General features: G+C 55.7%; 20 protein-coding genes. 14 read left to right on the forward strand and 6 right to left on the reverse strand.

What is annotated here, in order from left to right:
* Positions 1–80 precede the first annotated feature (80 nt).
* Positions 81–1,013, forward strand: coding sequence for a LysR family transcriptional regulator (locus VSS37_RS04965; protein WP_324693605.1), 933 nt, complete (start codon positions 81–83; stop codon positions 1,011–1,013).
* Here the strand turns inward: VSS37_RS04965 and VSS37_RS04970 are convergent.
* A complete protein-coding gene (locus VSS37_RS04970; RefSeq protein WP_324693606.1) occupies positions 1,010–2,128 on the reverse strand; it encodes a cytochrome-c peroxidase in 1,119 nt (372 codons plus the stop codon). The two genes, VSS37_RS04965 and VSS37_RS04970, sit on opposite strands and share 4 nt — an antisense overlap.
* 212 nt (positions 2,129–2,340) lie before the next feature.
* On the opposite strand from VSS37_RS04970, the gene gyrA reads away from it, so the two are divergent.
* From gyrA to pyrF, 13 genes are all read left to right on the forward strand, one after another.
* Complete coding sequence (gene gyrA, locus VSS37_RS04975) at positions 2,341–4,917, forward strand: DNA gyrase subunit A (RefSeq protein ID WP_324693608.1); 2,577 nt, start codon at positions 2,341–2,343, stop codon at positions 4,915–4,917.
* A 6-nt stretch (positions 4,918–4,923) separates the two neighbouring features.
* The gene (gene serC, locus VSS37_RS04980; RefSeq protein ID WP_324693650.1) at positions 4,924–6,009 is read left to right on the forward strand and encodes a 3-phosphoserine/phosphohydroxythreonine transaminase; all 1,086 of its coding nucleotides are present in this window, start codon (positions 4,924–4,926) and stop codon (positions 6,007–6,009) included.
* A gap of 109 nt (positions 6,010–6,118) precedes the next feature.
* A complete protein-coding gene (locus VSS37_RS04985; protein ID WP_324693609.1) occupies positions 6,119–7,282 on the forward strand; it encodes a phosphoglycerate dehydrogenase in 1,164 nt (387 codons plus the stop codon).
* Entirely contained in the window at positions 7,279–8,388 is a 1,110-nt protein-coding gene (gene pheA, locus VSS37_RS04990; RefSeq protein ID WP_324693610.1) for a prephenate dehydratase, read from the forward strand. Before VSS37_RS04985 ends, pheA begins: the two co-directional genes overlap by 4 nt.
* An 87-nt stretch (positions 8,389–8,475) precedes the next feature.
* Positions 8,476–9,606 (forward strand): histidinol-phosphate transaminase, encoded by a 1,131-nt coding sequence (gene hisC, locus VSS37_RS04995; RefSeq protein WP_324693611.1) that lies wholly within the window; start codon positions 8,476–8,478, stop codon positions 9,604–9,606.
* Positions 9,603–10,508, forward strand: coding sequence for a prephenate dehydrogenase (locus VSS37_RS05000; RefSeq protein ID WP_324693612.1), 906 nt, complete (start codon positions 9,603–9,605; stop codon positions 10,506–10,508). The genes hisC and VSS37_RS05000 overlap by 4 nt, the downstream gene beginning before the upstream one ends.
* Positions 10,498–11,358: a CHAP domain-containing protein gene (locus VSS37_RS05005; RefSeq protein WP_324693613.1), complete on the forward strand. Its 861-nt coding sequence runs from the start codon at positions 10,498–10,500 to the stop codon at positions 11,356–11,358. Before VSS37_RS05000 ends, VSS37_RS05005 begins: the two co-directional genes overlap by 11 nt.
* Positions 11,359–11,445: 87 nt before the next feature.
* Positions 11,446–12,768 carry a 3-phosphoshikimate 1-carboxyvinyltransferase gene (aroA, locus tag VSS37_RS05010; protein ID WP_324693614.1) on the forward strand — a complete coding sequence of 441 codons (1,323 nt, stop codon included), beginning with the start codon at positions 11,446–11,448 and terminating at the stop codon, positions 12,766–12,768.
* A complete protein-coding gene (gene cmk, locus VSS37_RS05015; RefSeq protein WP_324693615.1) occupies positions 12,765–13,418 on the forward strand; it encodes a (d)CMP kinase in 654 nt (217 codons plus the stop codon). The genes aroA and cmk overlap by 4 nt, the downstream gene beginning before the upstream one ends.
* Before the next feature lie 122 nt (positions 13,419–13,540).
* Positions 13,541–15,208, forward strand: coding sequence for a 30S ribosomal protein S1 (gene rpsA, locus VSS37_RS05020; RefSeq protein ID WP_324693616.1), 1,668 nt, complete (start codon positions 13,541–13,543; stop codon positions 15,206–15,208).
* Positions 15,209–15,353: 145 nt separating this feature from the next.
* Positions 15,354–15,659, forward strand: a complete 306-nt coding sequence (locus tag VSS37_RS05025; protein WP_324693617.1) for an integration host factor subunit beta — start codon at positions 15,354–15,356, stop codon at positions 15,657–15,659.
* 68 nt (positions 15,660–15,727) lie between these two features.
* Positions 15,728–16,876 carry a tetratricopeptide repeat protein gene (locus tag VSS37_RS05030; protein WP_324693618.1) on the forward strand — a complete coding sequence of 383 codons (1,149 nt, stop codon included), beginning with the start codon at positions 15,728–15,730 and terminating at the stop codon, positions 16,874–16,876.
* 18 nt (positions 16,877–16,894) lie between these two features.
* Positions 16,895–17,590 carry an orotidine-5'-phosphate decarboxylase gene (gene pyrF / locus VSS37_RS05035; RefSeq protein WP_324693620.1) on the forward strand — a complete coding sequence of 232 codons (696 nt, stop codon included), beginning with the start codon at positions 16,895–16,897 and terminating at the stop codon, positions 17,588–17,590.
* 23 nt (positions 17,591–17,613) lie between these two features.
* On the opposite strand, the gene hflD is transcribed toward pyrF, so the two are convergent.
* The 5 genes from hflD to VSS37_RS05060 form a co-directional block, all read right to left on the reverse strand.
* The gene (gene hflD / locus VSS37_RS05040; protein WP_324693621.1) at positions 17,614–18,261 is read right to left on the reverse strand and encodes a high frequency lysogenization protein HflD; all 648 of its coding nucleotides are present in this window, start codon (positions 18,259–18,261) and stop codon (positions 17,614–17,616) included.
* 61 nt (positions 18,262–18,322) lie between these two features.
* The gene (gene mnmA, locus VSS37_RS05045; RefSeq protein ID WP_324693622.1) at positions 18,323–19,450 is read right to left on the reverse strand and encodes a tRNA 2-thiouridine(34) synthase MnmA; all 1,128 of its coding nucleotides are present in this window, start codon (positions 19,448–19,450) and stop codon (positions 18,323–18,325) included.
* Positions 19,443–19,901: an NUDIX hydrolase gene (locus tag VSS37_RS05050; protein WP_324693623.1), complete on the reverse strand. Its 459-nt coding sequence runs from the start codon at positions 19,899–19,901 to the stop codon at positions 19,443–19,445. Before VSS37_RS05050 ends, mnmA begins: the two co-directional genes overlap by 8 nt.
* 69 nt (positions 19,902–19,970) lie before the next feature.
* A complete protein-coding gene (locus VSS37_RS05055) occupies positions 19,971–21,218 on the reverse strand; it encodes an efflux RND transporter periplasmic adaptor subunit (RefSeq protein ID WP_324693624.1) in 1,248 nt (415 codons plus the stop codon).
* A gap of 60 nt (positions 21,219–21,278) precedes the next feature.
* Positions 21,279–23,078 (reverse strand): endonuclease, encoded by a 1,800-nt coding sequence (locus VSS37_RS05060; protein WP_324693625.1) that lies wholly within the window; start codon positions 23,076–23,078, stop codon positions 21,279–21,281.
* Positions 23,079–23,109: the final 31 nt, after the last annotated feature.

A 23,109-nucleotide genomic window follows, 5' to 3' on the forward strand; every position in this document is an offset into this window, starting at 1 on the left:
AACACATTTATCCTGATTTAAACATAACGCTTTGTTATGTTAAGCTCTTGACAGAAAGCCCATCTTCATGAGTGTTTAATATGCATATCTCATTTCGCCAGATACAGATTTTTCAGGCCGTCGCCCAAACTGAAAACTTTACCCGTGCGGCTGAATTACTGCATATGACCCAACCCGCCATCTCGATGCAGGTCAAGCAACTGGAAGATAACGTGGGGCTTTCCTTGTTCGAGCGCCAAGGCAAACGCATTGTGATGACGGCGGCGGGGAAGGCGATGCATGCTTATGGCTGTGAACTCCTTGCCCAATATCAGGGCATGGTGGAGACGCTTAAAGAATTGAAGAATGTGCACCAAGGCTATATCAAGGTGTCGGCGGCGACCACTTCGATTTATTTCATTACCCGGATGCTGGCGAGCTTTTCCAAAATGCACGAAGGCATCACCGTTTCACTGGACATTACCAACCGCAGAGCCTTGGTGGAGCAGTTGCAGCACTACGAAGCGGATTTGGTGGTGATGGGGGAGCCACCCGCCAACCTGGATCTGCATTCCCAGCGGCTGATGTGCAACCCGCTGGTGCTGATTGCGCCAATTGATCATCCCTTAGCCGGTAAAAAAGAGATTCCGATCGCCGATATAGCCGGGGAAAAATTTGTGGTGCGGGAGCCAGGCTCTGGCACACGCGCCGCTATCGAGCGCTTTTTTGCCGAGCATGGGCACACTTTTTCCAGCACACTGGAAATGAGCAGCAATGAATCGATCAAATACTCGGTGATCGCCGGATTGGGGTTGGGCATCGTTTCCCTGCACAGCATCAAGCTGGAACTGGAAACACGATCGTTGGCGATACTGGATGTGCAGGGTTTCCCTATCCAGCGTTATTGGCATATCGTCACCCGTGACGGCAAATGGCTATCCCCTGCGGCGCAAGCATTCAAGGAATATGTGATCGCCGAAGCCGCCGCCTACGCCCAGGACTATCAGCAGCTATTGCTGCACACCCTGCCTTAGCCGCCCGCCGCGCTGTATCCGTCAGTCAGCGTTGTCAGGAAGGCGGCAATGGCGTCTATTTCATCATCCGTCAGCCCCAGATTGCCGACCCGGACATCCAGGTTTTCCGGCGCTTCCGGCGGTTCCCAACGGCCAGTCGCCGCATCCCGCGCATTGTGGTAGGCGATCATTTCCTCCAGGTCGCTGAAAATGCCGTTGTGCCCATACGGCGCGGTGATGGCGATATTGCGCAAGGTTGGGATTTTGAATTTGCCGCGTTCAGATGGCGGGATGTCAATCCTGCCGCCCAAGCCGTAATCCCTGAAATCCATGACGTCGAAATCCACGCCTGCCTGAACATTTGCATTCAATGGCAACCCGATATTGGCGTAAGCAAAATTGGTGAACAGCGGTGGCGTCCCATCCGCCGCTGGCGTGGAGGGGTGGCAGGCGGCGCAATTGCCCTTGCCAGGGTCATTGAACAGTTGTAGGCCATAGGCTTCCTGCGCCGTCAATTCTGCCTTGCCTGCCAAATATTGGTCGTACTTGGAATTGAACGGATGGAACAGGCTGGTGCGCTCAAACGCGGCGATGGCGTCAGCGATGCCTTGGTAGGCGGCGACGTTGTCGGAGAATATGCTTTCCCCGTAAACCTGCGTCATCAGGCTGGCGTAAGCTGAAGCCTGCACCTTGCTGACAACTACAGAGAGGTCGGGATTCGCCATTTCCACCGGCTCCAGAAACGGGGTCTTAGCTTGCGTGGAAAGGTCTGTAGCGCGTCCGTCCCAGAATTGTCCGCCAATATATCCCCCCAAATTTTGGTCAAAGTGAAATTCCGGGCTATAGAGGGCATAAGCCGCTGTCGGCGCATGCCGGTCATCAAACAGGGCAGGATTTGCGCCAGCAGACGTGGGAAGGCTCTTATCCGGGTCGGTAAAGCCATAAGCTGGATCATGGCAGCTGGCGCATGCCTGCCCAGGAGGCGAAGAAAGGTTGGTGTCAAAAAACAGTTTTTGTCCCAAAGCTTCTTTGGCGGCCTGGGTGGATACGCCTGAAACCGTGGTTGTTGTGCTATCGCCGCAAGCGGCGCAAAGGATGGAAAGTAAAACGCTGAGGCTGATTGAATGGATTTTCACGGCTGGAACCCTGCTTGTTCATGGTGCTGGTTTATGTGGGGGAACTGCATTAACAAAACCAGTTTATCTGGCATCAGATAATAAATAAAAAGACTTCTGATAATCCACCTTAATCCTCGGCGGTAGAGGGGGCAGCCAGACAACGGACGCACACAACCTTATATTTTCTGATATAATCCCGCTCTTCATGATTTAGGTGATCGAACAATAATATGGCCACATTCGCCAAGGAAATTCTCCCTGTAAATCTCGAAGATGAAATGCGCCAGTCCTATCTGGCTTACTCGATGAGCGTCATTGTCGGGCGTGCATTGCCTGATGTTCGGGATGGTTTGAAACCCGTTCACCGGCGTGTGCTGTTCGCCATGAGTGAGCTGGGCAATGACTGGAATAAACCTTACAAAAAATCCGCCCGTGTGGTCGGTGATGTCATCGGTAAATACCACCCGCATGGCGACACCGCTGTTTACGACACTGTCGTGCGGATGGCCCAGCCGTTCTCGCTGCGCTACATGTTGGTGGACGGGCAGGGCAACTTCGGTTCTGTGGATGGCGATGCACCAGCCGCAATGCGTTACACCGAAGTGCGCATGTCGAAGATTGCCCACGAACTGCAACTCGACATCGACAAGGAAACGGTAGATTTTGTCCCCAACTACGACGGCAACGAAAAAGAGCCATCCGTATTTCCGACCCGCATCCCCAATCTGCTGGTCAATGGCTCATCCGGCATTGCGGTTGGGATGGCGACCAATATCCCACCACACAACCTGACCGAAACCGTCAATGCCTGTTTGGCCTTGCTCGCTGACCCGGACATGGATATCAGCGACCTGATGGAATACCTGCCAGGGCCGGATTTCCCAACTGCGGGCATCATCAATGGCGCACGCGGCATCCGCGAGGCGTACCACACCGGCAAAGGGCGTATTTATGTCCGCTCCCGTGCCGACATCGAAGTGGATGAACGCACCGGGCGCGAAACCATCATCGTGACCGAGTTGCCGTATCAGGTGAACAAGGCGCGTTTGCTGGAAAAAATTGCCGAACTGGTCAAGGACAAAAAGCTCGAAGGCATTTCCGAATTGCGCGATGAATCCGACAAGGATGGCATGCGCATGGTGATCGAGCTCAAGCGCGGCGAATCTGGTGAGGTGGTGCTGAACAACCTCTACAAACAGACCCAGATGCAGAGCGTGTTCGGCATCAATATGGTCGCCCTGGTGGATGGACAGCCACGCCTGCTGAACCTCAAGGAAGTGCTGGAAGCCTTCCTGCGTCACCGCCGTGAGATTGTGACGCGCCGCACCATTTTCGAAGTGCGCAAGGCGCGCGAACGTGCCCACATCCTCGAGGGCTTGGCGATTGCGCTTTCCAACATCGATGAAATCATTGAGCTGATCAAGGCGGCACCAAGCCCGGCGGATGCCAAAGCCGGTTTGCTGGCACGCGCTTGGAACCCCGGCATTGTCAACGACATGTTGACCCGTTCCGGTTCTGATACTTGCCGCCCGGACGATCTGCCTGCCCAATATGGCCTGCATGAGGATGGCTACTGGCTGTCAGAAGTCCAGGCTCAGGCGATCCTGGATTTGCGTCTGCATCGCCTGACCGGCCTGGAAAAAGACAAAATCCTTACCGAATACCGCGAGCTGCTGGATAAGATTGCTGACCTGTTGGAAATCCTCGCCAACCCTGACCGCCTGATCCAGGTTATCCGTGAGGAACTGCTGGCGGTGCGTGATGCTTACGGTGATGAACGCCGCACCGAAATCAATGTGGTCGGCGAAGACCTGAGCATGGAAGACCTGATTGCCGATGAGGAAGTCATGGTCACACTTTCCCATGAAGGCTATGCCAAGGCGCAAACCCTCGACACTTACCGGGCGCAGAAACGCGGCGGGCGTGGCAAGGCGGCGACTTCCATGAAGGACGAAGACTTCATCGAAAAGCTGTTTGTCGCCAGCACCCACGACACCATCCTGTGCTTTTCCAGCCGTGGCCGCATGTACTGGCTCAAGGTTTACCAGTTGCCGGTGGGTGGGCGCGGCGCACGCGGCAAGCCGATGGTTAATTTGCTGCCACTGGAAGAGGGCGAACGTATCAATGCCGTGCTGCCGATCCGTGAATATGCCGCCGACAAACACATCTTCATGGCCACATCCAATGGTACGGTGAAGAAGACGCCGTTGACCGAGTTTTCGCGTCCCCGCGCTGCTGGCATTATTGCGGTGGATCTGCGCGATGGTGACAAGCTGGTGGATGTGGCGCTGACTGACGGCAACAATGACGTGATGCTGTTCAGCACCTCCGGCAAGGCGATCCGTTTCCATGAAGCCGATGTGCGCGCGATGGGCCGCACTGCCGCCGGGGTGCGGGGCATCCGTCTGGAAGATGGGCAGGAAGTCAATGCGCTGATCATCGTTGGCGAGGGTGAACTGCTGATTGCGACAGAAAACGGCTACGGCAAACGCACCCGCGTGGATGAGTTCTCTACCCAAGGCCGAGGAGGGCAGGGCGTCATCGCCATCCAGACATCCGAGCGTAATGGCGATGCGATTGGCGCCGTGCAGGTCAAGGACGAATGCCAAATCATGCTGATCACTGATGGCGGCACCTTGGTGCGCACGCCGGTGGCCGATGTTTCCATTGTCGGGCGGAATACCCAGGGCGTTACCCTGATCCGTCTGAACGAAGGTGAAAAGCTGGTGCAGATTGCTCCGATATTGACGGACAGCAGCGAGAATCTTGAAGATGACACCACAGATATAACCGAAGAGCAGGAATAAATCATGATGAAACGCGTATTCAATTTCAGCGCAGGCCCGGCCATGTTGCCGCAGGCCGTTCTTGAACAGGCCCAGGCCGAAATGCTCGACTGGAATGGCAGCGGCATGTCGGTGATGGAAATGAGCCATCGCGGCAAGGAGTTCATGTCCATCGCGGCACAGGCTGAAGCCGATCTGCGTGAAATCATGGCTATTCCGGCCAATTACAAGGTGCTGTTCCTGCAGGGTGGGGCCAGCAGCCAGTTTGCGATGATTCCGATGAACCTGCTGCGTGGCAAAACCACCGCCGATTATGTCGACACCGGTGACTGGTCAGCCAAAGCCATCAAGGAAGCCAAGCGCTTTGCCGAGGTCAATGTGGTTGCATCCACCAAGGAAGGCAATTACACCAGCGTCCCGGCATTTGAAACCTGGAAGTGCAATGCGGATGCGGCCTACCTGCATTACACCCCGAACGAAACCATCCGGGGTGTTGAATTCCCGTGGGTTCCGGAAACGGGCGATGTGCCGCTGGTGGCTGATCTGTCTTCCACCATTCTGTCCCGCCCGGTGGATGTCAGCAAATATGCCCTGATCTATGCAGGTGCGCAGAAAAACATCGGCCCGGCTGGCCTGACCCTGGTGATTGTGCGCGAAGACCTGATTGGTGAAACCATCGCAGGCACCCCCGCCATGTTCGATTACAAAATCCATGCGGACAATGATTCCATGTATAACACCCCGCCAACTTACGCATGGTATCTGGCTGGGTTGGTGTTCCAATGGGTCAAACAGCAAGGTGGCCTGGCTGGTATGGCTGCCATCAATCAGCGCAAGGCAGGAAAACTGTATGCGGCGATTGAAGCCTCCGGTGGTTTCTACAACAGCCCGGTGGCTACCAACTGCCGTTCCTGGATGAACGTTCCGTTCACCTTGGCAAATACTGAATTGGACAAGCCATTCCTGGCCGAAGCAGCACAGGTGGGCCTGACCACGCTGAAAGGCCACCGTTCTGTCGGCGGGATGCGCGCCAGCATCTACAACGCCATGCCGGAAGCAGGTGTGGACGCGCTGATCAGCTTCATGCAGGATTTTGCGCAAAAGAACGGGTGAAATCCTCCACCCCATCAATACAGAAATCTCAAGCAAGCCCTTCTTCCCCCCCCTCTCCCCACGAGGGAAAGGGGAGAGGGGGAGGGGCGCAACACCACAGGAAAGCCCCATGTATACAATCCAAACCTTCAATGCCATCTCACCCAAAGGACTTGAGCGTCTTCCCAGCGACCGTTATTCCATTTCAGACAATGCGCCTGATGCTGACGCCATCATCCTGCGTTCTTACAAACTGCACGATTATCCGTTTTCTGGCAATTTGCTGGCGGTAGGCCGGGCAGGTTCCGGCACGAACAATGTGCCTGTTGAAAAACTGTCAGGGCGTGGTGTGGTTGTGTTCAATGCGCCGGGAGCCAACTCCAACGCGGTCAAGGAACTGGTGATTGCCGGTATGTTGATGGGCTGCCGCAACATTGGCCCAGCCATTGATTTTGTGAACGGTTTGCAGGGTTCTGATGAAGAAATACGGGTGGCGGCTGAAGCAGGCAAGAAGCGGTTTCGTGGTTTTGAACTGCCGGGCAAAACCTTAGGGGTCGTCGGCCTTGGCGCTATCGGCGTGAGGATAGCCAATGCTGCCCGTTCCCTGGGGATGGATGTCATCGGCTACGACCCGACCATCACCATCGAGCGCGCCTGGCAGTTGAATGCCGATGTGGAAGCGGCTGCCAATATCGATATGCTGCTGGCGCAATCCGATTTCATTACCTTCCATGTCCCCCTGATCGACAGCACCCGCAATCTGATCAACGCCACCAGTCTGGCAAAACTGAAAGACAATGTGGTGCTGCTCAATTTCGCCCGTAATGGCATTGTGGATGAAAGCGCGGTGCTGGCAGGTTTGGAAAGCGGCAAGGTGTATGCGTATGTCTGCGATTTTCCCAGCAATACGCTGCGCACCAATCCACGGGTGATTGCACTGCCACATTTGGGCGCATCCACCCTCGAGGCGGAAGACAACTGCGCCATTATGATTGCTGATCAAATCCGTGATTATCTGGAGAATGGCAATATCAGCAACTCGGTCAATCTGCCGAATGTGAAATTACCGCGCACAGGCCTTGCACGGATTTCCCTGGTCAACCAGAATAACCCCGACATGCTGGGCAAGATTTCTCATGTATTGGGGCAGTCCGGCGTTAACATTGCGCACATGTTGAACGATTCCAAAGGCAACATGGCGTATACATTGATGGATGTGGATTCCAGTGTCAGTGCTGAAACCCTGGCTACGCTAAAATCCATTCCTGGAGTCCTTAAGGTAAGGCTGCTTTGAGCAATAAGACTGATAATGCTGAGAACGTCAACGCAGGGCTGGCTGCCCTGCGTGAGCGTATCGACTCGCTTGACACCCAAATCCTGGCGCTGCTGAACGAGCGCGCCCGTTGCGCTGAGGAAGTGGCCCATACCAAGCTGGCGGAAGATCCGGGCGCCAAGTTTTACCGTCCGGAGCGGGAAGCGCAGATCCTCACCCGGATGCAGTCGCTCAACAGCGGCCCGTTGCGCAATGAGCAAGTCACACACTTGTACCGTGAAATCATTTCCTCTTGCCTTGCACTGGAAGAGTCCATGCGCATCGCCTACCTGGGGCCAGCCGGGACGTTTGCGCAGGAAGCCACCTTCAAGCATTTTGGGCAAGCGGTCGCCACGCTGCCGGTGGAATCCATCCCGCAGGTTTTCCGCGAGGTGGAAGCGGGCAGGGTGCGTTATGGCGTGGTGCCGATTGAAAATTCCACCGAAGGCGTGATCACCCATACGCTGGATATGTTCGTGCAGTCACAACTGCGGATTTGTGGGGAAATTTCCCTGCGCATCCACCAGAACCTGATGTGCCGCCACAGTGACTGGCAAAGCGTGCAAAAAGTTTATTCCCATGCACAGTCGCTGGCGCAATGCCGTTACTGGCTGGACAAGCATTTGCCCCATGTGGAACGCATCCCGGTCAGCAGCAATGCCGAAGCCGCCCGGCTGGCTTCACTGGATGATGCCGTCGCCGCCATTGGCGGTATTCAGGCGGCACCCATTTACGGCCTGCAAATCGTGCATGAAAACATTGAAGACAGCCCCAACAACACCACCCGTTTCCTGGTGATTGGCGATCAGGTGGTCGCGCCCAGCGGCAATGACCGCACTTCGCTGCTGGTTTCCACCCGCAACCAACCCGGTTCTTTGTTCAAGCTGCTCAAGCCGCTGGCAGAAAATGGCGTGGACATGACCCGGATTGAATCCCGCCCCTCCCGCGCCACCAACTGGGAATATTTTTTCTTCCTGGATGTGCTTGGGCATGAGCAGGACGAAGCCATCAGCAAGGCATTGGTCGCCTTGCGGGCGGAAACGGAGCTGGTCAGGGTTTTGGGGGCTTATCCGGTCGCCATTGTATAAGCGGGATTTCATTATTGTTTTCCAGCCCTTGGCAGAATTGCCCGTGTGTGATTGAATGCCCGCTTGATTTTTATTTCAGGGCCAACCATGCAATCAGGCATTGATTACAGGCAGCTTGCCGTCAGCGGCGTACAGGCGCTGCAACCCTACCAGCCCGGCAAGCCGATAGAAGAGCTGGAGCGTGAGCTGGGGATCAGCGGCATTCTCAAACTTGCCTCCAACGAAAACCCATTGGGGACCAGCCCCAAAGCGCTGGCGGCGTTGACCCAGGCGCTGGATTCCCTGGAACTGTACCCAGATGGCAGCGGCTACCAGCTCAAGGAAGCCATTGCCCGCAAGATTGGTTTGCATGATTCGCAAATTACCCTTGGCAATGGCTCCAATGATTTGCTGGACATTATTGCGCGGGCCTACCTCGACAGCAGCCGTGCCGCCGTGTGCGCTGAATACGCCTTTGCCATTTACCCGATCGAAATCCAGGCGGTAGGTGCGGAATTGCGCATCGCCAAGGCCAATCCGCCCGACCATCACAGCATGCCGTATGGCCACAACTTGCCGAATATCGCCGCGAAAATTGATGATAAAACCCGGGTGGTGTTCATCGCCAACCCCAACAACCCTACCGGCACCTGGTTGGATCGGGAGGCGTTGCACGGCTTCCTGCAACGGGTTCCGGCGGATGTCATCGTGGTGGTCGACGAAGCCTATACCGAGTACGTGCAGCAGCCTGATTTCCCCAATGCGCTGGAATGGCTGGATGAATTTCCCAACCTGATCGTCACCCGCACCTTTTCGAAGATTTATGGCCTGGCCGGATTGCGGGTAGGGTATGCGGCTTCCAACCCGGCGGTCGCCGACATCCTCAACCGGGTAAGGCAACCGTTCAATGTCAACTCGCTGGCGTTGGTTGGTGCCATGGCCGCGCTGGAAGATGACGCCTTCCTGCAACAAAGCGTGCTGACCAACGCCGCAGGGCTCAAACAGTGGTTGGGTGCCTGCGCCGAGAACGGTTGGGAATACATTCCAACCGTAGGCAATTTCATCACGGTGGATTGCAAGCGTCCGGCCGCCCCTGTTTACAACGCCCTGTTGCGCGAAGGCGTCATCGTGCGCCCGCTCGGCGGCTACGGGCTGCCGCAACACTTGCGCATCACCATTGGCACGGAAGCCCAAAACACACGTTGTATCAATACATTGAAAAAGGTTCTTGCAGCGTGATCAGGAAGCTTGTCATCTTTGGCGTCGGCCTGATTGGCGGCTCACTGGCGCTGGCGTTGCGTGAAGCGGGCTATTGCCAGGAGGTCATCGGTTGCAGCCGCAACGCCGCCCATCTGCAAAAGGCCGTGGATATGGGGGTGATCGACAGTTTTACCCTGGAACCGCAAGCAGCGGTGCAAGACGCCGATATGGTGTTGCTGGCCGTGCCGATGGGTGCCATGGGGCGGCTGTTGGAACAGATCAGGCCAGCCTTGCCCGCCGATGCGGTGCTGACGGACGCAGGCAGCACCAAGGGCAGCATTGTCGCCGAAGTTGAGCAGGTATTCGGTAAAGCTTTTGCCCGTTTCGTCCCAGGGCATCCGATCGCCGGGCGTGAAAAGAGTGGGGTGGAAGCCGCCATCCCTGACCTTTACGTCAACCGGCGCGTCATCCTCACGCCGTTGCCGCATACCGACCCTGCCGCCTTGCGCGCTGTTGAAGATATGTGGCGGATGACGGGTGCCGTGCTGGAAAGCATGCCGGTGGAGCTGCATGACCGCGTCCTGGCGGCGACCAGCCATCTACCGCATGTGCTGGCGTTTTCACTGGTTGACACTTTGCTGAACCTGCCGATGCGGGAGGACATTTTCCGTTACGCGGCGGGCGGCTTCCGGGATTTCACGCGCATTGCCTCCAGCGATCCGGTCATGTGGCGCGACATTTGCCTGGCCAATAAAAACGCCATAGTGGAAATGATCGGTAAGTTGCAGGCGGATTTAAGCGAATTCGCCGCACTGGTTGAACAGCAAGACGGCGAAGGGTTGTATACGCGCATGTCGCGGGCCAAGCAGGCGCGTGACAGTTACATCGCCTATCTGGAAAACCACAAGGCCAGCGCGCAGGAAACGCCGGATGATCAGTAAGTTGCCGCAACTACTTAAAGCCTTGGCGTTCAGTGCAGTTGTATTGGCTGGTGGTTGCGCAATCACGGCGGATACCGGCTCAAGCGGCCATTATCCCGCCGGTTTGGCGGCGGCTTTGCCCAACACCGATGGCTACGGTTTGCTGGCGAAGCCTGCGCCGTTGCCTGAAGCGGTAAGCAAGCAGGCTTATGCGCAAGCCAAGCAATCCTGCGATACGGGCTGTGCGACCCCGGCAGGCAAATTGCTTGGGGTGGCAAACCAGGTGCCTGCGTATTCCAATTGCCAATCCACTTGCGCCCGTTCTGATTTTTCTTTCATGGACTTGCGCAACAAAGCCATTTCATTGCATGCAAAGCCGCCTGTTGACAAACAATTGCATTACGTCGGCCTGACCTACCAGTGTGTGGAGTACGCCCGGCGTTGGTGGATGACCAACCTTGGCGTCACTTTTGGCGATGTCGACAGCGCGCATGAAATCCTTTACCTCACAGAAGGTGAAAACATTCAAGCCAACGCCAAGTTTCCGTTGGCCCGCTCACTCAATGGCACGGCGACGCGCCCGCCAAAATTTGGCGACCTGCTGGTTTATTGCCCCAATCCGGACGACCCCAAATGGCGGCATGGTCATGTCGCCGTAGTGGTGGGTGTTGACCTGCAACGCGGTTTGGTGAGTGTCGCCGAACAGAACTACAATAACCTGCCGTGGACAAAACCCAATCAATATGCGCGCCAGTTGCGCCTGTTCAACGTAGGCGGGCGTTACCATCTTGAGGATGTCGCCAATGACAAGGTCAACAACCCGGCTGGTGGCCTGATTTCCGGCTGGATTTATCCGGCATCCGCCCGGTAGGCCGATTGATTCGCAGTATTTGGCAAACCCCGTTGGGTATGGTTGAATGCCAGCCTGATTTTATGCATTAGCCCCAAGGAAATCTGTGTGAGCCATTCCAGCACCAATCTCCAGTTCATTGTCCAGCCCGGAGGAAGCCTGCGCGGCAGCGTGCGCGTGCCGGGGGATAAATCCATTTCACACCGCTCCATCATGCTGGGTTCACTGGCGGAGGGCGACACCCATGTTAGCGGCTTCCTGCAGGGCGAAGATTGCCTTTGCACCCTGAAAGCGTTTCGCGCGATGGGCGTGGCGATTGAAGGCCCGACAGAAGAGGGCAGGGTAACCATCCACGGTGTCGGCCTGCATGGCTTGCAAGCCCCCGCCCATGCCCTGGATATGGGCAACTCCGGCACTTCCATGCGTCTGATGTCCGGCCTGATGAGCGGGCAGGCGTTTGATGTGCGGATGACGGGCGACGCCTCGCTCTCCAAGCGGCCAATGAAGCGGGTGACTGCGCCGTTGGCAGAGATGGGCGCGGTCATTGACGCCACGCCCAATGGCACCCCGCCGCTGCTGGTGCATGGGGGATGCAAGCTCAAGGGCATGCATTACGACATGCCGATGGCCAGCGCGCAGGTGAAATCCTCAATCCTGCTGGCGGGCTTGTATGCCGATGGCGAAACTTCGGTCACTGAGCCTGCGCCGACCCGCGACCATACCGAACGCATGCTGCGCGGTTTTGGTTATGCAGTGAAAACGGCAGGCAACCGTATCAGCCTGCAAGGTGGCGGCAAGCTCACTGCGGCCAATATTGATGTGCCAGCGGACATTTCCTCCGCCGCATTCTTTATGGTTGGCGCGAGTATTGCTGAAAATTCGGAACTGCTGTTGGAGCATGTTGGCATCAACCCGACACGCACCGGCATAATCGACATTCTGCGCCTGATGGGGGCTGACCTTGAATTGCTGAACGGACGTGAAGTTGGTGGGGAACCTGTCGCCGACATCCGGGTGCGTTCCGCCAAGCTCAAAGGCGTGCAAATTCCTGAAGCGCTGGTGCCTTTGGCAATTGATGAATTCCCGGTGTTGTTTGTCGCCGCCGCCTTTGCCGAAGGGCGAACCGTGCTGACAGGCGCAGAAGAGTTGCGGGTGAAGGAAAGCGACCGCATCCAGGTGATGGCGGATGGCTTGCTTGCCTGCGGTGTGGATGCCCAGCCGACAGCGGATGGCATTATCATCAACCCCGGCAATTTTAGCGGCGGCGTGATCGACAGCCATGGCGACCACCGCATCGCCATGGCGTTTACCATGGCGGCCTTGCGCGCAACACAGCCGGTCATTATCAACGACTGTGCGAACGTGAACACTTCTTTCCCAGGCTTTGTGGATTTGGCGGCGCGGGCAGGCGTGAGGATGGCAACCGCATGAGCAATACAGTTCCTGTCATCACGATTGATGGCCCGGCTGGGGCAGGCAAGGGCACCATCGCCTGCATGCTTGCTGACAAGTTTGGCTGGCACCTGCTCGACAGCGGGGCCATTTATCGCGTGGCGGCATTGGCGGCCTTGCAGCGCAACCTGGATTTGCAGGATGAACCCACTGTCGCCGCCATGATCCCTTCCTTGAAAATTGAGTTCCGTGACGGCGACGCCTGGCTGGATGGTGAGGCTGTCAGCAGCGAAATCCGCAATGAAACTTGCGCCAGCGCCACGTCGCAAATCGCCGCACTGCCTGCGGTGCGCGCTGCGTTGCTGGAGTTGCAGCGCAGTTTCCGGCAGGCCCCAGGGTTGATTGCAGATGGGCGCGATATGGGCACTGTAGTTTTTCCTGGGGCGAACCATAAGTTTTACTTGACAGCCAGCGCCGAAATCCGCGCCGAACGCCGCCTGAAACAGTTGAGTGAACAAGGGCTTAGTGCTAGACTATGCGACCTAATTCAGGACATCAATGCCCGCGATGAGCGCGACGCCAACCGTCCGGTAGCCCCGTTGAAACCTGCTGAGGATGCGGTTTTGGTCGACACTGGTTCGCTGGATCGGGATGAAGTGTTTGCGGCTGTTTTGCATCATATTGCGTAACCATTTGATTGGACAGATTTAGTTTCGAGCTAGCCCTGACAGGAAGTCCGGGCTTTTTACGTTTTAACCCGTCATGCAAGGATGCGTTGGCGATAACCATTGTTTAACAGGTATTTTTATTCATGACTGAAAGTTTTGCCGAACTGTTTGAAGAGAGCCTTTCTTACACCCAAATGCAGCCAGGCGCTCTGCTGAATGCAACAGTTCTTGAAGTACGCCCTGATTTTATTATCGTTAGCGCTGGCCTAAAATCTGAAGGTGTCATCCCTGCCGAGCAGTTCAAAAATGAACGCGGCGAAATCACCGTCAAAGTCGGCGATCTGGTGGAAGTGGCGCTGGACACCGTGGAAGACGGTTTCGGTGAAACCCGCCTCTCCCGTGAAAAGGCTCGCCGCCTGCGCGCTTGGGAGGTTCTGGAAGAAGCATTCAATAACGACGAAATCGTCACCGGCATCATCACCGGCAAGGTCAAAGGCGGTTTCGTGGTCGAACTCAGCGATATCCGCGCCTTCCTGCCTGGCTCCCTGGTGGATGTGCGCCCAGTCCGCGACACTTCCTATCTGGAAAACAAGGAACTGGAATTCAAACTGATCAAGCTGGATCAGAAGCGCAACAATGTGGTTGTTTCCCGCCGTGCTGTCGTTGAAGAAGAGTACAGTGCAGAACGTGAAGCACTGATGGAAAATCTGCAGGAAGGCCAAGTTGTCAAAGGTATCGTCAAGAACCTCACTGACTACGGCGCATTCCTCGACCTGGGCGGTATCGACGGCCTGCTGCACATCACCGACATGGCTTGGAAACGCGTCAAGCATCCATCCGAAGTGGTCAGCATTGGCGACGAAATCGAAGTCAAGGTGCTCAAGTTTGACCGCGACAAAAACCGTGTATCCCTCGGCCTCAAGCAGCTGGGCGAAGATCCATGGCAGGATCTGGTGCGTCGCTACCCATCCGGCACCCGCATCTTTGGCAAAGTCAGCAACCTGACTGACTACGGCTGCTTCGTGGAAATCGAAGACGGCGTCGAAGGCTTGGTGCATGTGTCCGAAATGGATTGGACCAACAAGAACGTCAACCCTGCGAAAGTGGTGACGCTGGGCGATGAAGTGGAAGTCATGATCCTCGACATCGACGCCGAACGCCGCCGCATCTCCTTGGGCATGAAGCAATGCCAGCCGAACCCTTGGGATGAGTTTGCAGCCTCCCACAACAAAGGCGACCGTGTTTCTGGCAAGATCAAGTCCATCACTGACTTCGGTATCTTTATCGGCCTGGAAGGCGGCATTGACGGCTTGGTTCATCTGTCCGACATTTCCTGGAATATGCCGGGCGAAGAAGCTGTCCGCAGCTACAAGAAGGGCGATGAAGTCGAGGCGGTGGTGCTGGCGGTTGATCCTGAGCGCGAACGCATCTCCCTCGGCATCAAGCAGTTGGAACAAGATCCGTTCTCCAACTTCGTTGCGGCCCATGCCAAAGGCAGCGTAGTCAAGGGTACTGTCATTGAAGTCACTCCGAAATCCGCAAAAGTGGATTTGGGCGACGGCATTGAAGGCATCCTGCGTGCTTCTGAACTGTCCCGCGACCGTGTGGAAGACGCCCGTAGCGTATTGAAGGAAGGCGATGCTATCGAAGCCAAGTTCATGGGTGTCGACCGTAAAACCCGTTCCATCAACTTGTCCATCAAGGCCAAGGACGATGACGATGAGGCTCGGGTAATGCGTGAATACACTGGCCGCTCCAGTGGCGCATCCACTTCATTGGGCGACATCTTCAAGGAACAGATGGGCGAATAAAGTCGCCATCAGGACGATAAGCAGGTCAAGGATGACCTATAGTTCCAGCAATGCGGCGTGATTGGATGCCGCATTGCTCCCCCAAAAGCTGGAAAACATCAACAACGCCCAGCAAACACCCCTTTGCTGTTCAGGAGTGGAAAGGATGACCAAATCTGAAATCATTGATATTCTTGCGCGCAAGCAAAGCCATCTAAGCAGCCGCGACGTAGAGCTGTCTGTCAAATTGCTGTTGGACAAAATGAGCGAATCATTGGCGGACGGCGGGCGTATTGAGGTTCGTGGTTTTGGCAGTTTTTCCCTGCATCATCGTGCAGCACGTAAGGGCCGAAACCCTAAAACAGGGGATCAAGTTTCTTTGCCGCCCAAACATGTCCCGCATTTCAAGCCTGGAAAGGAGTTGCGGGAGCGGGTCAACGAATCACGTAGCCAGTACCCCATTCAGGACTGAATACATTATTTTCGCACACGAATACATAAAGGGAGGCACCAAGCCTCCTTTTTCATATCTAATAGCCCATGCAAGAAATTCTTTTTTTATTGCTGCCGATCGCTTTCTATTCCGGTTGGCAGGCCGCCCGGCGGCGCTATAGGGAACGCCAGGAAAAACGCAAGGAAATTTCCGTGCGTTTTGTGCGTGGCATTAACTATCTGTTGAGTGAAGAGCCGGACAAGGCGTTGGATGTATTCCTCAATTACCCAGAAATTGACGAATATACCGCCAACACCTTTCTCTTGCTTGGTAACTTGTTCCGTAACCGAGGGGAAATCAACCGGGCTTTACGCATCCATCAGAATCTGGTGGCCCGCTCTGATCTGAGCAAAACACAACGCATGTCCGCGATGCTGGCGCTGGGGGAGGACTTTTTCGCAGCTGGAATGCTGGACAGGGCCGAGAGCGTATTCAGTGAATTGCTCAAGGACGACCCAAAGCATGGCGAGGCTTGTGAACCATTACGCGATATTTATGAGCAACTGCATGAATGGGATAAGGCCATCGAGATTGCCCAGTGTGCCCAGCAACGCTCTAAAGTCGATCACAGCCGTTTAATTGCCCATTATTATTGCGAACTGGCGATACAAGAGTTGCAGAAGCAGAATTTGTTCAAAGCTGAAGAAACCATCAAGAAGGCGGCAAAGGCCTATCCCGCTTCCGCCCGCGTGCTGGTGCTGAAAGGCGACCTTGCCTACGCCCGCTCCCAACGGACTGAAGCGATGGACATTTACCAGCAGTCCATCAATCAGGATACCCGTCTGTTAGGCATGCTTTTTAAGCAGTTAATCAATAATTTCAATCAACCAGGCGAGCTTGAGCGCCTGTATGGCTTCATTCAGCAGACTTTTTCCAAAACCCAGGACGCCAAATTGTTCGGCTACCTGTTGCAACTGGCGCATAAACTCGGCAAAACCAAGGATATGCGTGCTGAAGTTGAAGCGCATCTCACCAAAGGCAAGCCCACCCTTAACACATTGAGCAATTCTACGCAGGTGCTGGTGTCTTTGTGGCAGGAAGAAAAGACCTGTGAAATTTCCCAAATCCAAATTGCCCTGCAACGTTTGGCAGCCAGCCAGCCTGATTTCCAGTGCAGCCATTGTGGGTATAAAATGCATGGCTATCTATGGCGCTGTCCGGCCTGCCATCAGTGGGACACCGTCAGCAATGTTTAATGTTTCAGGAATCTTGGCATGTCCAGTCGTTTGATTATCGCTCTCGATTTTCCTTCTGCCGAACAGGCGTTGGCATTCGCTGCCCCGCTTGACCCATCCGAATGCAAGCTCAAGGTAGGCTTTGAATTGTTTGTGGCGGCAGGCCCCGACTTTGTGCGCCAATTGACGGGCAGGGGATTCGACGTATTTCTGGATCTGAAATTTCATGATATTCCCAATACCGTCGCGGGTGCTTGCAAAGCCGCCGCCGCCCTCGGTGTGTGGATGATCAATGTCCATGCTTCTGGTGGAGCCAAAATGATGATGGCGGCGCGTGAAGCCTTACAGGAGTTCAGCAATCCGCCGAAACTGATCGCTGTGACGGTTCTGACCTCGATGGACAAGGCGCAGTTGGAAGGCGCGGGCATCATGGCTGAACCCATAGAACAGGTTAAACATTTGGCGCAACTGACGGCAGCGAATGGGCTGGATGGGGTGGTCTGTTCAGCGCAAGAGGCGGCCATGCTGCGGCGACTGCTGGAGAATGATTTTCTGCTGGTGACGCCTGGCATCCGCCCGGCTGGCAGTGATCATGGCGACCAGTCCCGGGTAATGACGCCAGCGCAAGCGCGGGAGGCCGGCGTCAGTTACGTCGTGGTGGGTAGGCCAATCACCCAAGCGGCTGACCCTGTTGCTGTGATTGCCCAAATCAATCGGGATTTGGGTCAGGGTTAAGCAAGAAGGAGGAGGGGGAATCCCTAACTCCGATAATCCTCGTTCAACAGCCGTTGCGCTTCCTTTTGCATGGTTCCACGGGCAAAGATCAGCTTCCAACGGTTGCCGCCAGCCTGCCGCCAGAGTAGGGCGGCGCGTACGCCAGCCAGCAGCAGGGCGCGGATTCTGGCGGCGTTTTCAGGGTTGGCAAGGTGGTTCTGGTCGCCCTTGATCATGATGCGTGGGCCAATCTTGCTGATGGTATTGCTGTAAATTTCCGCCAGACGTGCAATCATATTGGGATGGGTCATGGCAAAGAAATCCAGCTGTTGCTGGGCGTTTTCGATGTTTTTCAACAGTGCCTGGAACATATCCGGATCATTCGCCAATTTTTTCTCCAGATACAGTAAATTAACCGCATAACGGGTAGCTTCAATATTTTTGGGGCGGCCATCCGGTGTCATACCGCCAGTGCCCAACTGATACATGAGAACCTTGAAGCCGGTTTTCAGCTTTTCAAGCCCGCCATAAATCGCCTCCACCGAATGGGTGTCTTCGGTCAGTACGCTATTGATGCAGGCATCGAATAATTCGGCATCAACTCTTCCACGGGAGGCAATTTGGGTGACGCCTTCAACGCACTGGAAGAGGGCGGCAAGGGCAATGGTTCGGTTACGGGTGTTGGCTTCCACGGATTTTTACCGGTTCGGGGTTATTGGCTGAAAATCAAGGGTAAGGTGTAAAGACGGCAATTCAAATTGTCCCTTGCATCCGGCGACATTGTGTTTCCATGGCGTCAATGACGCCGCCGCCCAAACAGGCATCGCCTTGATAGAACACGACAGACTGGCCAGGCGTGATGGCGCGTTGGGGCTGGGGAAAGCAAACTTCGCAACTGCCATCCGGGAGCATCCACACCTGACAATCTTCCTCAAGCTGACGGTAACGGATTTTGGCCTTGCATTCAAATATGCCTGCCGGTGGCTCGCCCGCGACCCAATGCAGTTGCGAAGCGCGCAAGAAATGCTTCATCAGCAGATCATGCTGATGCCCTTGAGTCACAACCAGGCGATTGGCCTGCATATCTTTGTCGACCACGAACCAGGGTTCTTCCGTTGAATCCTTGCGTCCGCCAATGCCAAGCCCCTGCCGCTGGCCGAGGGTGTAATACATCAGGCCATGGTGTTTGCCGATGATCTCCCCTTGTGGCGTGACAATGTCGCCCGGCTGGGCAGGCAGGAAACGTTGCAGGAAATCGCGGAACTTGCGTTCGCCAATAAAGCAAATGCCGGTGCTGTCTTTTTTTTGCGCCGTGGTGAAACCAGCTTCTTCCGCGATGGCCCGCACCTGGCTCTTTTCCAGTTCGCCGACCGGAAACAGGCTGCGCTGCAACTGGTGCTGTTGCAAGGTGTAGAGGAAATAGGTCTGGTCTTTGTTGTTGTCCCTGCCTTTGAGCATCTGCGCCGAGCCATCCGGATTGCGGGCAATGCGGGCATAATGTCCGGTGGCGATATAGTCCGCCCCCAAGTCCATCGCCAACTCCAGGAAAGCTTTGAACTTGATCTCCTTGTTGCACATGATGTCAGGGTTGGGGGTGCGACCGGCGCGGTATTCGTCCAGGAAATAGGTGAACACCTGATCCCAATATTCGCTGGCGAAATTGCGGGTGTGCAAGGGTATGCCCAACTGGTCAGCGACAGCCTGCGCATCGGCGAGGTCGACCGCTGCGGAGCAGTAGTCTTCGGTGTCGTCCTCTTCCCAGTTCTTCATGAACAGGCCTTCGACCTGGTAGCCTTGCCGGAGCAGGAGCAGGGCGGCGACGGAGGAATCCACCCCGCCGGACATGCCGACAATGACGCGCCTGGAACCTTGGTCAGTCATGGGAGACAAAATACCGCAGGCTGTCGAGGGGGTAGCGCAAGCCTGCTGCATAAGCGTCCAGCGCTTGACCCACCAAGGCACTACGCCAAGCACGCGGCTGCTGGTTGCGGATTTCTTCCGCCGTCAGCCAGTGGACAGCGAGTATATCTGGGTCTAGCTGATACCCCGGCTCTTGCCCCAGCAGTTGGCCGGTAAAGGTGAAACGCAAATAGACACGCCCAGGGTCAGCACGTTGCATGTGGAAAATCCCCAGTAGGGCGGTAGGCTCAAAATTCCAGCCGGTCTCTTCCAGGGTTTCACGACGCACTGCCTCCAGTAGGCTTTCGCCATGCTCCATATGGCCAGCAGGCTGGTTGATGGTGAGCTGTCCATGTTGCAGTTCCTCCACCATGAGGAAACGGCCTTCATGCTCGATGACGCTGGCGACGGTGACACGGGGCTTCCAGACCATTATGTTATCCATAATTTTTGAATGATACGCTGCGCCACCACCATTGTTGGCCGCAGCGGGCAGTTGCCGCTATTTTGCGGCGGTGGCGGTTGGCTGGGCGGAAGCTTCAGCCGCAGGCGCAACGGGCGTTTTAGGGGAGCTTTCCGCAACTGGGGTGTCTTTGGCAGGCTCGGGTGCTTTTGCGCCTTCAGGCATCCAACCAGATGATACGCCAGCAGGCGGGTCATTGATGATCCTCTCCCCTTCTTTCAGGCCGGAAACCACAGCGACTTTGCTGCCACCATTCTGGTCAGCCCCGACGCGGATCATGCGCAATTCCGAGCTATTGTCATCCTTGACCACCAGTACGCTGGGCAGGCTGCTGCCTTTCAATAAGGCTGATTTGGGAATGACAATAACCTGGCTGCCGTTCTTATTTTCCGGCACATAAATTTCCGCATACATGCCAGGTGCCGTGGTGATTTCCATCGGAATGTCGAATTTGACCGTCACCGTATGGCGGCTGGCATCCGCAACCGGATAGATTTCCGCAACGCGCACATTGGTGTTGGTGCTGCCGTCAATACGGGCAGGCAACAACATATCTTTGCTCAAGTTGCCAACCAGACCGGAGGGGACATCCGCCTGCAAACGCTTGTATTTGACATAGCCGAACTTGACCAGGGGCTGCCCCGGTTGCACGGTGTCGCCCACTTCCACCATTTTTTCCATGATAATGCCTTCAAATGGCGCATAGGCGCTGGCATCACGCAGGGATGCGTCGATTGCCTGCAATTGGGACATGGCCTGCTGCACCTGGCTTTGCGCCTGGGATACGCCCGCCATGGCGTTATTCAGGTCAGCCTGGCGGATGGTGTCAGAATCATAATTTCCCATGAATGAATTGGCGAATGGGCGCACAGCGAAACGGTCAAACATGGCGGGAAGGCCGAAACCGGGCATCGCGCCAATGTCCTTGCTGCGCGGCGATGTCAATTCACGGTAATACTGGGATTGGGAGTTTTGATAGCCGCTCTGCGCCATGGTGATCTGTGCAACGACTTCGGCGCGTTTGGCGCGCAACTGGGAGTCGTCGACCTGGAACACAACAGCGCCCTGCGCCAGATTGGCACCCACCGAACCGGCGACGTATTTGACCACGCCCGGAATCTGTGCGCTCAATGTCACTTCCTTATAAGGCACTACCGTACTACCCAACACCGACTGTGAACGGGCTCCGGTGGACTCCACCTGAATGATGTCGGCAGCTTGGGCGAGCGGCAGGGCGGCGCAAACGCCAAGGACAGCCAATTTCAACACCGTTTTATGTATAGTCATATGATCACTTTCCTCAAAAGCGGGCAATTCAACAGCTTCACATCCTACCACAGCATCGCCTTACTTCCGGTATTCAATCGAGGATAACAGGTCGTGATTGTCCAGCAGCAGCAAGGCGTTTTCCGGACTATCAATAAAGGGGTTGCGGATACCTTGACGCGTGAAAACCCAGTTGTTGTAGGCAATCTCCCAGGGACTGGGGCTGTCAAGTTTGGCCCAATGCGCCAGGGTATTGATGTGGCGATTATAGAGTTCATCAATTTCGTACACCAGCAGCATATAGAGGATTGCACGGGCGATATCCCCCCGGTTGCGGGAAGGGATGACCCATTCATGGTCAGCGTCAAACCCAGTTCCAGAAAAGCTTTCTGGATGCAATTCCAGATGGAAGGGGCGCACAATCCGGTCATTTTCCAGATCGAAATTGAAATTGGAGCGCTTGGCGTTGAGGCCACGTTCTGATGGCGCAAAGTTGAACGGGTTGACAGTGGCACCGTTGCGGATATTGCGCGGTGCCCCTTTGTGCGCCAAATAGCGGTCGAGGAAGTCGCGCGGAATGACATGTTCTATGCTATGGCGCTGTTTCTGGTATAGCTCGCTGACCGGTGCCGAACCATAGATGGAGGTTACCCAGCCGTATTCAGTGTCAAAGAAAAAAGACCAGAAATTTTTCCATTTGTCTTCGCTGCCCCATTGCCGGAAGTGTTTGGCGGACTGAAAAACGCCACCAGCGTATTCCACGAAATCCTGCCGGGTGCGGATCTCCGCTGGTGCGCGCAGCGTATGCGCCGGACGTTGGTTGACGCGGGCAGCGTGCTCCGGCTGATACACGCATGGGAGCAACTCCACACAGACCTGCCCATGGTCGGATTGCAAGCGGTCTTCGATGCCGTCAGCATCCAAATGGCGGTTCCAGACTGTGTATTGGGAAACCTCCGCCCGGGCCGCCGGGTTCTTGGGGTTAAGCGCATTGGAAACCAAGATATAGTCCAGCACGCCGCCTGCACCGCGATGGATTTTGGTGAAAGGGCGCACACTATGGCGCATGTTGGGCGCTAGCCGGAAGGCATCCGCCAGCCGGTAGTCGTGCAGCCAGCTCAACACATTTTCTGGCCATTGCGGCGGCTCCAGCCCGCCAATGTTGTAGACATGCTCCTGCATGGTCAATGCCGCGAGGGGAATGGAGTCCTGGCTGTCATTCATGTCCCCCATCACCACAATGGGCTGGGTAGCGTCCATAGCCAGACGCGAACTCACGTCATGATAAAGCAGGGTGGCCTCCAGGCCGCGTTGCGTCAGGGATGCAACCGTACCCCGCGAAAGGCGTTGCAGGGTATCGCCAACCCTGAAACGCCACTCCGTGGCATCATCGTAGTGCATGTCAAGTGTGTTGGGGCGTTTGGATTTTAGATGCGCGACATAGACGCCCACAATGCCCAGTCCGGGCGCTTCTATGTCTGCACAAATGGGTTTCCGACTAAAACGGAAATTGACCGGGATTGGTAGGTCGGCACGGATCGTTGCCGATGCCTCCACCGGACGAATAGCCTGCACCGGCAAGCGTGAAGCCAGCGCCACCACCGACTTGACGCAAACAGCCGGGTCATCTTCCCGATAACCTGGTTCGTCAACCGTAACAAAATAAGGGTAACCCGCTTGGGCGCACAATTGCTTGAGTTCCGGAACGCTGAAAACTTCCTGGAAGCCGACGACATCGGCATCCATTTCCTGTAGGCGGACAAGCACCCAATGCTGTTTCTGTTCCCATTCGCTGACGGTGTAAGTGTTGCTTTCTTTGTGTTCATGCCAGCAACGGCCACTGGCGGCAAACTGATACAGGTTAAACGTGGCGAGTTTCATGTATTTTTATACTCATGCTTAAAGTCTTTTA

This window comes from Candidatus Thiothrix phosphatis, from assembly GCF_035668035.1.
GTDB classification, from domain to species: domain Bacteria; phylum Pseudomonadota; class Gammaproteobacteria; order Thiotrichales; family Thiotrichaceae; genus Thiothrix; species Thiothrix phosphatis.

What these genes read in the sequence shown, in the direction of transcription:
- VSS37_RS04965 (WP_324693605.1), top strand. Translation starts at nt 81, where the DNA reads ATGCATATCTCATTTCGCCAGATACAGATTTTTCAGGCCGTCGCCCAA.
- gyrA (WP_324693608.1), top strand. Translation starts at nt 2,341, where the DNA reads ATGGCCACATTCGCCAAGGAAATTCTCCCTGTAAATCTCGAAGATGAA.
- serC (WP_324693650.1), top strand. Translation starts at nt 4,924, where the DNA reads ATGAAACGCGTATTCAATTTCAGCGCAGGCCCGGCCATGTTGCCGCAG.
- VSS37_RS04985 (WP_324693609.1), top strand. Translation starts at nt 6,119, where the DNA reads ATGTATACAATCCAAACCTTCAATGCCATCTCACCCAAAGGACTTGAG.
- hisC (WP_324693611.1), top strand. Translation starts at nt 8,476, where the DNA reads ATGCAATCAGGCATTGATTACAGGCAGCTTGCCGTCAGCGGCGTACAG.
- VSS37_RS05005 (WP_324693613.1), top strand. Translation starts at nt 10,498, where the DNA reads ATGATCAGTAAGTTGCCGCAACTACTTAAAGCCTTGGCGTTCAGTGCA.
- cmk (WP_324693615.1), top strand. Translation starts at nt 12,765, where the DNA reads ATGAGCAATACAGTTCCTGTCATCACGATTGATGGCCCGGCTGGGGCA.
- rpsA (WP_324693616.1), top strand. Translation starts at nt 13,541, where the DNA reads ATGACTGAAAGTTTTGCCGAACTGTTTGAAGAGAGCCTTTCTTACACC.
- VSS37_RS05025 (WP_324693617.1), top strand. Translation starts at nt 15,354, where the DNA reads ATGACCAAATCTGAAATCATTGATATTCTTGCGCGCAAGCAAAGCCAT.
- VSS37_RS05030 (WP_324693618.1), top strand. Translation starts at nt 15,728, where the DNA reads ATGCAAGAAATTCTTTTTTTATTGCTGCCGATCGCTTTCTATTCCGGT.
- pyrF (WP_324693620.1), top strand. Translation starts at nt 16,895, where the DNA reads ATGTCCAGTCGTTTGATTATCGCTCTCGATTTTCCTTCTGCCGAACAG.
- mnmA (WP_324693622.1), bottom strand. Translation starts at nt 19,450, where the DNA reads ATGACTGACCAAGGTTCCAGGCGCGTCATTGTCGGCATGTCCGGCGGG.
- VSS37_RS05050 (WP_324693623.1), bottom strand. Translation starts at nt 19,901, where the DNA reads ATGGTCTGGAAGCCCCGTGTCACCGTCGCCAGCGTCATCGAGCATGAA.
- VSS37_RS05055 (WP_324693624.1), bottom strand. Translation starts at nt 21,218, where the DNA reads ATGACTATACATAAAACGGTGTTGAAATTGGCTGTCCTTGGCGTTTGC.
- VSS37_RS05060 (WP_324693625.1), bottom strand. Translation starts at nt 23,078, where the DNA reads ATGAAACTCGCCACGTTTAACCTGTATCAGTTTGCCGCCAGTGGCCGT.